This is a genomic window from Flavobacterium sp. TN-1, assembly GCF_052828645.1.
In genome coordinates this window covers 2847155-2861650 of record NZ_CM128253.1, presented here as the reverse complement: position 1 = coordinate 2861650, position 14496 = coordinate 2847155, and the positions used below count along the sequence as shown (strand labels likewise).

The 14496-nt window shown below is 27.5% G+C and carries 14 protein-coding genes; all 14 read right to left on the bottom strand.

What is annotated here, in order from left to right; translation table 11 throughout:
• Positions 1 to 42: 42 nt before the first annotated feature.
• Positions 43 to 1869, bottom strand: a complete 1827-nt coding sequence (locus ACUXZJ_RS12950; RefSeq protein WP_446195194.1) for an SPOR domain-containing protein — start codon at positions 1867 to 1869, stop codon at positions 43 to 45.
• Position 1870: 1 nt separating this feature from the next.
• The gene (locus tag ACUXZJ_RS12945; RefSeq protein WP_060382406.1) at positions 1871 to 2554 is read right to left on the bottom strand and encodes a cell division ATP-binding protein FtsE; all 684 of its coding nucleotides are present in this window, start codon (positions 2552 to 2554) and stop codon (positions 1871 to 1873) included.
• Positions 2555 to 2882: 328 nt separating this feature from the next.
• Positions 2883 to 3902 (bottom strand): COX15/CtaA family protein, encoded by a 1020-nt coding sequence (locus ACUXZJ_RS12940; RefSeq protein WP_163444837.1) that lies wholly within the window; start codon positions 3900 to 3902, stop codon positions 2883 to 2885.
• Between the two features lie 77 nt (positions 3903 to 3979).
• Complete coding sequence (locus ACUXZJ_RS12935; protein ID WP_060382404.1) at positions 3980 to 5398, bottom strand: CCA tRNA nucleotidyltransferase; 1419 nt, start codon at positions 5396 to 5398, stop codon at positions 3980 to 3982.
• A gap of 68 nt (positions 5399 to 5466) precedes the next feature.
• Positions 5467 to 6033: an L-threonylcarbamoyladenylate synthase gene (locus tag ACUXZJ_RS12930; protein ID WP_127821845.1), complete on the bottom strand. Its 567-nt coding sequence runs from the start codon at positions 6031 to 6033 to the stop codon at positions 5467 to 5469.
• Between the two features lie 3 nt (positions 6034 to 6036).
• The gene (locus ACUXZJ_RS12925) at positions 6037 to 6684 is read right to left on the bottom strand and encodes an acetyltransferase (RefSeq protein ID WP_127821846.1); all 648 of its coding nucleotides are present in this window, start codon (positions 6682 to 6684) and stop codon (positions 6037 to 6039) included.
• Positions 6678 to 7751: a DegT/DnrJ/EryC1/StrS family aminotransferase gene (locus ACUXZJ_RS12920; protein ID WP_446195189.1), complete on the bottom strand. Its 1074-nt coding sequence runs from the start codon at positions 7749 to 7751 to the stop codon at positions 6678 to 6680. The genes ACUXZJ_RS12925 and ACUXZJ_RS12920 overlap by 7 nt, the downstream gene beginning before the upstream one ends.
• Positions 7748 to 9709 (bottom strand): glycosyltransferase, encoded by a 1962-nt coding sequence (locus ACUXZJ_RS12915; RefSeq protein WP_446195188.1) that lies wholly within the window; start codon positions 9707 to 9709, stop codon positions 7748 to 7750. Before ACUXZJ_RS12915 ends, ACUXZJ_RS12920 begins: the two co-directional genes overlap by 4 nt.
• A gap of 229 nt (positions 9710 to 9938) precedes the next feature.
• Positions 9939 to 10907, bottom strand: coding sequence for a glycosyltransferase family 2 protein (locus ACUXZJ_RS12910; RefSeq protein WP_088466837.1), 969 nt, complete (start codon positions 10905 to 10907; stop codon positions 9939 to 9941).
• A gap of 191 nt (positions 10908 to 11098) precedes the next feature.
• Entirely contained in the window at positions 11099 to 11746 is a 648-nt protein-coding gene (locus tag ACUXZJ_RS12905; protein ID WP_060382398.1) for an NAD-dependent epimerase/dehydratase family protein, read from the bottom strand.
• Positions 11747 to 11922: 176 nt separating this feature from the next.
• The gene (locus ACUXZJ_RS12900; protein ID WP_060382397.1) at positions 11923 to 12252 is read right to left on the bottom strand and encodes a DUF2834 domain-containing protein; all 330 of its coding nucleotides are present in this window, start codon (positions 12250 to 12252) and stop codon (positions 11923 to 11925) included.
• A gap of 11 nt (positions 12253 to 12263) precedes the next feature.
• Positions 12264 to 12674: a DoxX family protein gene (locus ACUXZJ_RS12895; protein ID WP_063743843.1), complete on the bottom strand. Its 411-nt coding sequence runs from the start codon at positions 12672 to 12674 to the stop codon at positions 12264 to 12266.
• Positions 12675 to 12688: 14 nt separating this feature from the next.
• The gene (locus ACUXZJ_RS12890) at positions 12689 to 13666 is read right to left on the bottom strand and encodes a catalase (RefSeq protein WP_088466838.1); all 978 of its coding nucleotides are present in this window, start codon (positions 13664 to 13666) and stop codon (positions 12689 to 12691) included.
• Positions 13667 to 14032: 366 nt separating this feature from the next.
• Positions 14033 to 14476: a hypothetical protein gene (locus ACUXZJ_RS12885; RefSeq protein WP_060382395.1), complete on the bottom strand. Its 444-nt coding sequence runs from the start codon at positions 14474 to 14476 to the stop codon at positions 14033 to 14035.
• Between the last annotated feature and the right edge of the window lie 20 nt (positions 14477 to 14496).

Genomic DNA, 14496 nt, shown 5'->3' with positions numbered 1-14496 from the left:
AGTCTACAGTAAAGCTAAGTAAAATGATATTTGTCAGTTTTATTATTCTAATGTAACTTGCATAATCCAATATTCATCAAAAAAGAGGTTGTTATAATTAGATGAATAATCAGCTTTTATTTTCTCTAAATCAGTATAATATTTTAGATAAGTATAATAATAGTTATTTATTGGATTAATAAAAAAGGATGCTTTAAGTCCTTGTTTTTTTAAAAAGGTTACATACTTTGTTGCATTTGTAGGAATTTCAAATACATTAGAAACTAAATAATATCCTTGCTTTAATATGGTATTAGATTTGTTAATTTTTATGGTTGAAATTTCTTTTTCAAATCTAGTTTTATTTTTGTAGGAAGTTTGTAAAGGTGTATTAGGGTGTTGGATTTTAGCAATCCAATATTCTTGAAAATATGTATTATTGATGTTGTTGTAATAGGCTTTTTCTGCTGCTGTTTGTGATTTGTAATGTTTTAGACTTAAGTAGTATAACTGATTGTCAGGATTTTTAAAAATAAAAGGCTGTATTGTTTTGCTATTTATTTTATTTGCAAAATCATGAGCGTAATGAATGTTTTGATAGGCGTTAGCAATTATATAATAGCCTTCAGGGGCTACTGTGGAATTAAATAAATAGGTTTTTATTTCTTTGGGTTTTCTATTATTTTTTGTAGAGGGAAGTTTTATTATAGTTTTGTGTGTAGTATCTGTATCTATTGGATTTAGAATCTTTTTTTGTTTAGATATTTGTAGATTGTTTTGTGTAATTGGATGAGTGTTTGATGAAGTTGAGTCTATTTTTTTTCTCGCAAAGTCTTCGTCTATTTCTATGCTAAATCCAATATTAGTTACATAAAATTTATCACCTAAAGAACTTATTTTTAAATTAACTTGGTCAATATCACTAAAAGAAAGTTCTTTTGTTTGAATTTTATCTAGAAAAACGTCATAACCCAAGGTATTTAATGAGGCAGGTGTTCTTTTGGTAAAATCAGCGTTATAATGGGTAATTTTACTATTGAAGATGTTTTGACCATCTCTTAAAGAATTACTAATATAAAACCACTTTTTAGTATTAGGAGTATTGATTCTTAGATTGTCTCCTTCAATGTTTAAATCACCTTCTAAAGCAGCTACTGTAAGTTTTGGAATAATTTTACCTGTTTTTGGTGTAATGAATTCCTTAAAGTTAATTTCAACGGGTTTATTATAGATATAAGAAAAGCCATCATATAGACTGATTATGTGGTAAGGTTTTGAGTCAGATTCATAAATAACATAAAGTACCCAACCTGCGGCACTGCCTCCTTCAATTTTTTCTTGACTGGCTTGAATATTAGCTACGGTATAAGTACCCCAAGGATTTTTTTTAATTTGATTTGTTATATCTGAAAAGCATAGGTATGGTGTATTTGTAGTGTGTTTATTATGTTCTTTTGAATCGTACAGAATACTTCCTTCTATTGTAAGATAGTTTTCAGATTGTGGTGTTTTGATAGATATTTTGTTGATAGGTTGTATAGCATTGTTTCTATCAGGAAATGTAGCACACCAGTATAATCCAGCAAAAATAACTTTGTCATTCGGATGAATAGGCTCTAATATTGCTGAACTAGATGAAAAAGTTTCAGGATCTTGGTCTATATCTATATAAACCATATCAACTTGGTCATTTAGTTTGGCATTAGAATTGGTTTTATTATAGGGTTCATTTGCATTTTTTCCTGATTTTTTTCCAATAATACTGTTGGCAATAAAATGAATATCACCTTTTAAATAATTTTGATAACGAATATTGAAATTTTTTTCTTCTTGTGCATTTGATATACAAGAAAATAAAATATATAATAACAGGAAAGGCTTTTTAATCATTTTAAGCCGTTTTTTGTACCACTTCAAAAATAGCACCTTCTTCACATTTTAATGTTTTAGAAGGATATTTCATTAAGAGGGCATAATCGTGTGTGGCCATTAAAATTGTTTTTCCATTTTGATTAATTTTACGAAGAACTTCCATTACTTCCATACTAGTTTGTGGATCAAGATTGCCTGTTGGTTCATCTGCTAAGATTAAATCAGGGTCATTTAATAGGGCACGAGCAATGGCTACGCGTTGTTGTTCTCCTCCAGATAATTGATGAGGCATTTTGTTGGCTAAATTTAAAAGACCTACTTTTTCTAAAACTTCATCAATTTTAGTTTGCATATCTAATTCATTTGTCCAACCTGTAGCTTTTAAAACAAAATGTAAATTAGCATTTATACTCCTGTCGGGTAGTAATTTAAAATCTTGAAAAACAATACCTATTTTTCTTCTTAAAAAGGGAATATCATTATCTACAAGACCATGAAGATCATAGTCTACTATAGTGCCTTCGCCTTGTGTAAGAGGTAAATCAGCATAAAGTGTTTTCATTAAACTACTTTTTCCAGAACCTGTTTTACCAATAATGTAAATAAACTCACCTGGACTAATATTTAAATTAACGTCTGATAAAATCTTATTTCCTTCTTGATAAATAGTTACATTTTGGAGTGATAATATAGTGTGTGACATGGTATATATGTTTAGTCTGGTAAAAATAATAAGTTAAGTGTCGTATTCAAAATAATTTTTTAGAATATGTTGTTTTTATGTGTGATTTTTTGAGGGAGTATAAACATCTTGGATAGGAAGAGTATTTCTCTAGTTTTTATTAGGTTTAGATTTTGTATTTTTATTATAAAGGAGGTAAGAAAAATAAAAAGAGACTGTTCAAAAAGTTCGCAATCTTTCATTTCGACCAAAGGGAGAAATTACATAATGTTGATTATGAGATTCCTCATTACGGAGTGACAAATTGCATGTTGATTTATTACTTTTTGGACAGCCTCTACATATAAATTTAGAAAGAGATATTGTTTTTTTGTTTAAATTGGAGTAGTATATAAAATTGAATTCCAAAAAGAATAGATGCTAATACAAGGTGTATAGTTTGTGAACCAAAAGGAAAATTTAGATAGTATATAAAAATCCCCGAAAGAATTTCAAGGACTAACAATAATAAGACCCAATTCATTTCCTTAAAACCAAGATTTAGTTTTTTATTTCTAAAATATAAAAATAGGTTAGTTGCTAGCACTAAAATAGAAAAGCTTCTGTGTATATAAAACGATATTTGAGGATTGGACAACCATAATGTTGGATTTTCTATTCCTGATTTTACTTGTTCATCTATGAATTGCCTAACTTGTGTTCCTAAAACAACTTGTATTAATGTCATAGTAATAGTTGCCCATAGTAAATTTCGGAAGGTATTATCTGGTATTTTTGAGTTAGATTTTAGATCTGCTAAAAAGATGATATAAATAATAAAGGCTATAATAACTAAAGCCATTATCATGTGAAGGGTTATTTTTACAGGGTTTAATACAGAATAAACCACAGTTGCTCCAAGCCACGCTTGAAACCCCATCATAAAAACAACAAGCCATGATAAAATAGGTATTAACTTATTTTTTTTCCAATAACCAAGAGAGTAGAATGACATAGCTAAACAAGCAAAACCAGATAAGGCACCAAAGAGTCTGTTGATGTATTCAACCCAAGTATGGGTTGGGTTGAACTCTGCATAATCGTGTTTAGTATATTTATTCCATTGTGTAGCATCAAATTCTTTGCCAGTTATACAATCTTCTTTGGCTACTAATAGTTGTTCGTTTTTAATGATAACTTGTCCTTTTTTGAACAATCTGTTTTCTGTCCAAGTTAATTCTTGTATATTAGTTGGAGGGATATAATAACCAAAACATTTTGGCCAATCTGGACATCCCATACCAGAACCTGTCATTCTAACTAATGCACCAGCTATTACAACTAAATAGACTAAAATAAGTGCTGTTTTTGCTATTTTTATAAATTTCATTTTTGTTTTTTTAATACAAAATCATTAAAAAAAAATATTAAAACGTATGATTTAAATCATGTATGATTTTGCATAATTTAGTTTACTCTTTTTAATCCCATTGTCTTGGCTTTTTGTAAAACAAAAGCTAAGGCAGATTCGTATTCATTAGGAATTTCTCCTTCTAAAATGGCTTCTTTTACAGCTTCTTTTAAAATACCGATTTCTTTAGAAGGTTTTAAATCAAAAATTTCCATGATTTCTTCTCCTGTGATGGGAGGTTGAAAAATTCTTACGCGATCACGTTCTTCTACTTCAATAATTTTTTCACGGACGATTTTGAAATTGTTGTGATATTTTTGAAATTTTTTTGCATTCTTAGTTGTAATATCGGCTTCGCATAAGGTCATTAGACTTTCTACATCTTGACCTGCGTCAAAAACGAGTCTTCTAACAGCACTATCAGTAACTATATCTTGGGCTAAGATGATTGGACGGGAACTCATTTGAACCATTTTTTGAACAAATTTCATTTTATGATTCAGAGGCATGTGTAATCGGATAAAAATATTTTTTACCATTTTTCCTCCTAAAAATTCGTGTCCATGAAAAGTCCAACCTTGTCGTTTATGGAATTTTTTAGTGGGTGCTTTTCCTATATCATGTAGTAGAGCAGACCACCTTAGCCATAAATCATCAGTATTTGAACAAATATTGTCTACTACTTCTAAAGAATGATAAAAATTATTTTTATGGGTATGTCCTTCAATTTCTTCTACATTATTTAAGGCCGTTAATTCTGGTAAAATAATATCTAATAAACCTGTTTGATATAATAATAAAAATCCGATTGATGGCTTTGCGGAGAGTAGAATTTTGTTTAATTCATCTACAATTCTTTCTCCAGAGATGATATGGATTCGATCTTTGTTTCTTTTTATTGAATCAATTGACTCGGATTCAATATAAAAATTTAATTGTGAAGCGAAACGAATAGCTCGCATCATACGTAAAGGATCATCACTATATGTTATATCTGGATCGAGAGGTGTACGGATGATTTTTTTTTCTAAGTCTATAACACCATTAAAAGGATCTACTAAATCTCCAAAGTTAGGAGTGTTTAATGAAAAAGCTAATGCGTTGATTGTGAAGTCTCTTCGCTCTTGGTCATCTTTTAAGCTTCCATTTTCTACAACAGGTTTTCGGCTGTCAAAATTATAACTTTCTTTTCTAGCACCAACAAATTCAATATCCATGTCTTCATATCGAAGCATGGCGGTACCATAATTTTTAAAAACTTGAACTTTAGGGTTATTAGGGATGAGTTCTGAAACTTTTAATGCAAGTTCTATTCCACTTCCAACGGTTACTATATCAATATCTTTTTTATGATTACGTTTTAAAATTATATCACGTACAAAACCGCCAATTACATAACATTCTAAGTTCAGTAATTGAGCGGCTTGTGATACAATTTCAAAAATTTTATGATCTAAATGTTCTTTGTAATTCATTAACACTAATTTAAGGATGTAGTTTAAAGAAATTTTTATTTCTTTAGACTTTAGATTTGGAGTTAAAATTACTTGCGAATAATTTTTACCTGACTATCATTTGTTATTTTTATAATGGTAGAAGGTTTATTACAAATCTTTTCTTGATGCAAATTTACTACATAGTCTACACCTTTAATAATTTCGGGGCTAATTTCTTTAAAAGAAATAGGAGTGGGTTGTCCTGAAATATTGGCAGAGGTAGAAACTAGCGGTTTTTTCATGCGTTCCATCAACTTAAAACAAAAAGGTTCAGTAACCACACGCATTCCAAGAGTTTTATCATCAGCAATAATATTAGGAGCTACGTTTCGTGGATTGTCTAATACCAAAGTAGTAGGTTTTTCAGAAACATCTAAAATTTGCCACGCCACTTCGGGTAAGTTGTTGAAAATATTATAAATCATACGCTCGCCATTAACTAAAACAATCATGCTTTTACTTTCTTCACGTTGTTTTAGAGCATAAATTTTTTTAATAGCATCTGGATTGGTAGCATCGCAGCCTATTCCCCAAACGGTATCGGTAGGGTATAGGATGATGCCTCCATCTTTAATAACTTCAAAGGCGTTGTGTATTTCGGTGTTGATGTTCATAATTTAAAAATCTAAAGGGAGAATCTCTTTTTTTATAACAGCTGGTATGCCGGCAACCATACAATTATCAGGAATATCTTTAGTAACTACTGATCCAGCAGCTACTATAACATTTTTCCCAATTGTTATTTTGGGTAAAAGAGTAGCATTAGACCCAATTTGTGAATAGTCTCCAATTTTAACATTACCTAAAATTGTTGAGTTAGGGGAAAGTTCCACAAAATTACCTATTTCACAATCATGTGTAATAGTAACTCCATAATACACAATACACCCTTTGCCTATTTTTGAAGAGTTTGAAAAAATGGAATTGGTTAAAACGTTGCTACCTATTCCAATAGAAACATCATAATTTCCAATTTGTGAATAGGAGCTTATTGTAGAAGTAAATTCTCCACCTAATTCAGTAAATTTTTTATAGAGATTTTTTCTTAATATTGGATTTCCTATTCCAATTGTAAATTTATTTGTTTGTGTTTCAAAAAAATCTTTTGCTTCATCAAAAGATTTTAGAATTGGATAAATTCCGTATAGCTTTCCTTCTATATCAGGATTTACATTGTCAAAAAAAACAACATTTTCAAGACTATTGTTTTGATGAAGGATTTCTAATACTTCTTTTGCAAAACCTTTGGCACCTACTATTAACATAATGAATTGATTATTGATATAATTAATTTTAATTCATTTTCTTTTAGACCTACATATAAAGGAAGACATAAAATTCTAGAGGCAATAGATTCTGAAATAGGCATTTCTATACCATTAATATAATTTATTTTGTTTAATGATGGATAAAAATACCTTCGAGGGATTATATTTTTTTTATTTAGTTCTTTTTGAACTTTAAGGAGTGTATTTTCTGTATCAAAAATGATAGGGTAATAGCTATAGTTCCAAATAGTGTTTTTACGAATTTTTAGTCTTTGTAGTTTATTTAAATTCAAATTTATATCATAATATTCGACTATTTTTTTGCGTTCTTCAAAAATTTCATCAATATGATCAAAAACGGCTAATCCCATAGCTGATTGCAATTCTGAAATTTTAGCATTTATACCCAGTCCATGAAAATCCATGGAGCCATTATGTCCGAAATTATGACTATAGAATAGTTTGTGATTCAGTTCATGATTATTACAAAACATAGCTCCTCCTTCTCCTGTATGGAATATTTTTGTTGCATGAAAACTACAGGTACTTACGTCTCCAAAATTAAAAATGGATTGATTTTCGTATTGTACACCAAAGGCATGAGCAGCATCGTAGATTACATGAAGATCATGTTTCTTTGTAATTTCATCTATTTTTTTTACTTCACATGGATTTCCAAAAACATGAGTAGCTAAAATAGCAGTAGTTTTCGGAGTGATTGCGTTTTCTATTTTGCTCTCATCAATTGTCAAATACTCTGGATGTATATCAACAAAAACAGGAGTGCAATTTTCCCAAATAATTGAAGAAGTTGTAGCTACATACGAAAAAGGGGTAGTAATAATTTCACTATTATTTCCAAGAATTTTTAAAGCAATCTGAAGAGGGATGGTTCCATTGTTGGTAATTATTATATTATTGACTCCTAAATGATGCTTTAACTTGTTTTCTAATTCAATGGTTAGTTCTCCTCTATTAGTTAACCATACTTTTTCCCAAGCACGATTTAGATAGTTGATATATTCTTCTTGATTAGGCAAAAAAGTTTTAGTGACGTTTATCAATTTAATATGTTTTTTATAAAATTAATTCTAGGTATGATTTGATTATTAAAATCGTACAAATTTAATAATTTATTTTTCCCATTAAGGGCTATAGTATTCATTTTTTCAGGATCTGTTTTTAATGCCTCTATTTCATTTACTACCTTATTTATATTAGAGTCAAATTTTATAAAATCAACCCCATCTATTAGATTTATTTTTTCAGCTTCATTGAAGTAATCAGAAAGTATTAATACATTTTCATAAATAGATGCACTTATACATGTTGCCAGTGGAAAACCATCAAAACTTCCTTTTGCAATTTTAAAAGGTTTATTAGGAGAAATTATTATATGTGTTTTTTTTAATTCTTCATTAAATAGTTTTTTGTCAAGAATACCTTTAAAATCGAAATGATTTTGTAGATCATTTATTTTTAAATCATTGTAATTAAAGTTGCCAATGACGATGAAATTATAATTAGTAGATTTAGAAATAAGTTCTTTAGCTATTAATTGAAAATCATCGAAACCTTTATCCTCTCCATTTTTTGTATACTTATTGGCAAAAAATAAAATATTTATCTTTTCTGTTGGTTTTTCAATTTTTGTAGAGGTTTTTTCAATTGAAATTGGAACTCCAAAAATAAGTTTTATTTTTTCAGGATCTATTAATCGTTTTTTTAAGAGATATTCCTTTGTTATGTATTGATTTACTATGACACCTTTGAAAAATTTAGAACTAAATATTTTTTTTAGACGTTCATCAATTTCTTCATTATTTATTACAAAGCCTCCTCCTGGATATAGGGTAAAAGCAAAGGGGATTTTGTTTGCTTCTAAAAAATCAAAATGCTTATTTATATTATTGTAAAATATGGTATAAAAAAGGTTGCAATTCATATTTGAGGTTCGCTTTAACTTTTTTATTTTATTTTTAATAAAAGGGTATAGCTTTTCTAACGAATTTAGATTTTCATTAAAGGTTTTACCTTGTGAGTACGAAACATAAGTACTGGTATCTGTATATATAATAGAATTATCAAAATTTTTAATTAGCTCATTATATTCTAAATTTCTCCATGGTGAAAGGGTAGATGGAAGAATGTCATCTACTATTATTAAATTATATTTTTTTCTCAAATTTGATAGTTGAATTTTTTGAAAAAAAATATCTTTAAAAGCTCTTCTTGTTTTTTTAAACCAACTTACTTTTTTAGGTTGATGTGTTTTTATTTGTTTATCTATTATTTTTTGAATTTTTTTTGGAAACGAAGTTTTAATGTTCTTCAAAAATTCAATCCAAATTGCTTCTCTTTCATTTTGTTTCTTAGATGACCAATAAGAAGTATCATGGATTCTATAATTTCCCATTGTTTCTTCTAAACGATAAATATCCCCGTATTGAGCATTCAAAAGATGTAAAAAATAATCGCCAACAGGTGTAGAGTAAAAATATTCAGGGAAACTATTATAGAGATTATTTCTATATAATACGGAGCAAGTATGAATATAATTACCAGAAGCTAAGTCATAAATGGAAGTGTGATTTTTTACTTTTTTTGTAATATTATCTTCAATTATTTCATTTTGATAATCAATATTGACAGGGTGAAAACATATTGCGAAATTTTTGTTGGTATCTAAAAAATCTACTTGTTTTTGTAATTTTTCATGATCAGTCCAATAATCATCACCTTCACAAAGTGCTATATATTCACCTTTACAATTTTGAATAGCTTGAATGAAATTAGGCATCATTCCTAGATTCTTTTTATTGTGTAAATATTTTATTTTTTTTGAGTCAATATGTTCTTCTAAAAGATCTAAAATAATTTTATGAGTAGTATCATTAGAATTATCATTTGAAATAATCAATTCAAAATCAAAGTTAGTTTTTTGCATTAAAATACTTTCAATGGCTTGTTTTATGTATTTTTCATGATTATAGGTAATCATACAAACACTTACTTTTATCATTTTTTATATGTTTTAATAAAATTATATTTTTAATTATAATTCATCTTGTTAAATATTTCTTATCTACTATCTAAAAAAAATGGCTTTTATTTAATAGAATCTGAAAAAGTAATAAAGAATAACAAAATAAATAAATATTAATTCTAAAATTATACCTTTTAGCTAATAAATGTTGATATTAAAATTAGTTGGTTGTTAGTATTGAATAGTTTTTAGAGAATGACTTTCGTTAGTAGTCAAATTTTCTTTTATTTAGAATTTTATCAGATATTTTCAATAAAAAAAATCTTAAAGGAAATTTATTCCTCATTAAAGTCTTATTGTAATGATAAAGATTGATTGATTCCTTTTTGTTTTTCTCAAATAAAAAGGAATATTTAGGATTTGATTGTTCTAGTAAACTATCACGCTCGATATTTGAAATTATTTTTTTTATCCTCTTTTTATAACCTATAAAATTACTTGCTGGATTGTCTATATTAAAAAGATCAATAAGAATTGTTTTTTGAGACTTATTTTTTTTATAAAAAATACCGCCAACTTGTTGATTTGAATGGATTCTATAATAAAAATATTTGTCGTGTAAAAAAGCGAATTGATTTTTTGAACTGGAAATAATAGCGATCCATTCGTCATGATGAAAGTTTTGAATAGTAGGAAAAGGAATTATATCGGGTATTATTTCCTTTTTAAAAGCCATTGAAGCCCCTGTGGCAATGTTGCCCGAGAGACTTATTAATCTGTGAAAATTAAATTCAATACCTTTATTTTCAAGGAATCGAGGTATGTCCCATACAGCATATTTTTTATGAGATTTTGAATTTTCATCAATACAATAACCATTAGATGCTATAACACTTATTTTAGGATTTTTTTGAAAAAAAAGGATATAGTCATAAACTTTATTGGGAGACCAAATGTCGTCTTGATCTGATAGAAAAATTAGATCTCCTGAACAAAGTTGGATTGCTTTTTCAAAATTTTTTACGCTACGAAGATTTGTTTCGTTTTTAAAAATTTTAAAAATATTAGGAAATTTTAATTGGTATTCTTTTAAAATGTCCATGGTCTGATCAGTAGAGCAGTCGTCACAAATGATTATTTCATTAACTTCTTTTGTTTGTTTGAGTATTGAGTTAATTTGCTCATTTAGGAATTTTTCACCATTATAAGTACATAGAGCTACGGAAACTTTCATCGTACATTTAAATTAATTATCAAAGGTAGTAAAAATAAGATATTTTTGAGTGAGAGTTGCTGTTGATAATAATTTTATATCTAAAAATGATTCAGTAAACTTGAAAATTATGAAATAAAATACTTCTTGATAAGAATTAAAATGTTTTAAAAAGTTTGTTTAGTATTATATAGAGATACCATTTTTTACTTTCAAATTATATGAAAAGTGTTTCTTTCAATAATTTGATGTCCTGTTTTTTTTACGCCTAAAAACAAAGTGTTAGCTAACTCTTTACCTGTGATAGCACGGTATTTTTTCATTTTACCTATAAGAAGAAACTGTAATCCGTTGATTAATATAGTGGCTATGTTTTCAGCAAGACGTTTGTCTTTTCTTTCTCCGTAAATTAAAGAAGGTCTGTAAACAAGTATGTTAGGAATATTATGTTTTAAAACACTTTCTTCCATTTTGCCTTTAGTCTGGCTATAAAAAACAGAAGATTTTGGATTTGAGCCAATAGCAGAAATTACACTAAGAGTAGAAATCTGATTTTGTTCACATAATTTAGCTGCGCTAACAGGAATACCATAATCAATAGCGTAATATTGATCTTTATTAGGTGTTTGAGCTTTTGTGGTACCAATGCAACAGAAAACCTCATCTGCTTTGAAATCTTTAGAAAAATTTTCCAAAGAAAGTATATCACCTATAAATTCTTCTAGTTTTGGATGTTTTTTACCTGTTGTTTTTCGGGTAAATATTTTAACTTTTTCATATTCTTCACTCATTAATAACAAATCTAACAAATAGCTTCCTGTAAGTCCTGTTGCTCCAAGTATAATGGCTGTTTTTTTCATTTTGTTATATTGTATTTTCTTGTTTTTTAAACAATGACGATTGATAGATAATGTAATGATAGAATTGTTGTTATGATAGTTGCACAACTTTGAAAAATTGTATTATGACATAATTTTATAGTTGTGCAACAAGTGTTTTTACTTAGATTTATTTATAAAAAACGATTTTCTTATAATTAAATTTTTTCTTTTTCAAGTTTTAATTCTCTTAGAAATAGATAAAAAGGAAAAGTAAAAGCTACGGCAATTAAAAATGTAAGAGGGATTAAAGTCCACCAATATTTAATCTTCAATCGTATAGCATCAGGAATATAGAAAATAAAAAAGGTAAGGACAACAACTTTTAAATCAGCCTCTAATGATTGAGCAGGAAGACTACATTTGGCATCTTTGAAAAAATTTAGAAGAGAAGGATCTATTGCTGTTTGGAAATATTGAATATTGAAAAACCAAGTATAACAAATTCCTAAAATACTCAATAAAAGATAAATATGTTTTCGTTTCATGTTCTATATTATTAATTGTTTTTAAAAGTTTCTTTTTGTTTGTCTAAATATTTCCAAATAAACCATGACCAAGCTAAAAAAATAAATTGGATAGGTAAACGGATGATAGCTAGTTTATGAGATCCTATAGAAGGATTTTCTACCAATACATCTTTTATGTGTATAGGTAAAAATAGTAGCATTAAGAAGAATATTCCTAATCCAGCATATTTTGCTAGATTATTTTTGAATACTAATAATACTCCTAAACCTATTTCTAAAATTCCTGATCCTGATATTATAAAATTTTTGAAAGGTAAAAAATCAGGAACAAAAGGAACGTAAAAATTAGGTTTTGTAAAATGCTGAATACCAGCATTTGTCATAAATATTGCTAGTAAATAACGCAATACTATAAAACTGATTGATTTAAAATTATTCATTGTTTGAGTGATTATTATTTGGTGTTAAAATCATTTAAAGTAGGTTCTATTATTGGTTTATTATTACGTTGATGGCGAAACTTAGATAACGCATTATAAATTTCTATTCTCGCACGGTTTATTCCTCCAATTGGTTTATGTTCTTCTAATGAATTAGAAGGAGAAAAAGATAATTGTTCAGCAAAATCAAAATGCTCTTCTGTGTTAAAATTTTGAATTGGAATTTCTATTTCTGCAACTTTTATAAAAGAACTATTCCACTCAATTCCTGCGTTTTCTATTGGTGTATTTTTTTCGTCAGTAAAAGGCTGAATGTAAAAATCAAATTTAGCAATGTCTTTTTGTAAATGATTTACCATATTTTCGGTTAGATAGTTATCAGTAATAACTTGAGGTAATTCACTTTTTGTAGCAGAGGTAGGTACAATTTTGAATTTTATTTGTTGATTTCCATACATATAAGGTGTTGTACTCCAGTATGTTAAATCCAAAGGGCTAGGTTCATTTTTTTTGGCATTATTAAGTTCTTTTAGGGCTTTTCCATTGCCAGTGAACATCATTTTCATTGCTAAAATAAAAGGATTCCATTTTACTGCATAATATACGGCATCTCTAAAAAGTTTTACGGTACCAAGGGGCATTGTAGGAAGAGATATCATCAAAAAATCTTGTGTATGGCTTTCTGTTGAGTCAAAACGTTTTCCTTCTACTTCAATGAGTTTAATAGCAAAACCTCTGAAATCTTTTACTTTATCTGATTGTACTTTTCCACTTGCATTTGATATTCTAATAAAAGATTTATAAATCTTTCCAGGTTGAAAAATTCCTATTTGCAAATTATTAGGTAAATTTTTCATTATTTTAAAATTAGCTTTTAATAAGGCTAAACATCTAGGATGTGCGTCTCTTTTTGTTTTTCCCTCGACATAATCTTTTTTCATTTTTTCTTGAAGAATAGATTGAATATCTAATATTAATTCTTGTTCTGTCATATTTGGATTTAGTTTACTTTGATGATCATATTTGCTTAAATTCAAGAAGACAAAATTACAAAAAATAAATGAACGTTCATTTATTTTTTATTTAAAATAAAGATTATTTTAAAATTTATTAGATAATAGTGTTTGGAATTTTGAATATGATTTATTCTTTAGTTTATGATTTTGATCAGATTTTATTCAATTCTTATTTTAAATATTTTAGAATTAATGAAAACCATAATAAATAAAAAATCAGCTCTTTAGGATTTGATAAGGTGTAAAAAAAGGAAAGTGGTTTTATATCAAATAAGATGATGTAAAAAAATAAATGATAAGAAAATAGGGGAGAGGAAGTTGTATTATTTTTAAAACTATATTTTAATTTTTACGAATTTCATTATGATGAATCCTGCCTCCAGAAGTACCTACTGGTTGTGAAAAAAATATACTTGTACCTGCTATGAGTAATATTAAAAAAGCTAAGAATTGAGCTTTAGGGTGTTTTTTTTTATTAGTAATTATTCCTATTATAGAAATAGAACCTAAAAGGTATACTGTTTTCATAAAAATTTCTGCTTTTTCTTCATGAAATTCTATTAAAACGTGGGGGAAATTATTTGTTTTCTCTAAAAAATGTTCTGCTTTATCTCCTGTTATCATTGAGATTTTGCCCATTATCATAGAAAAAATAAAAATAGTATAAGCTATATTTAAAACTAAAGCGTTTTTTCTAAAAATTCCATAAACTAAAATAGCGATACCAAAGAATACTCCAATGATTGGGAAATGGTTAACTAATAAATGTAAATGTACAGAATTCATCGTATAAATTTTATAGTATG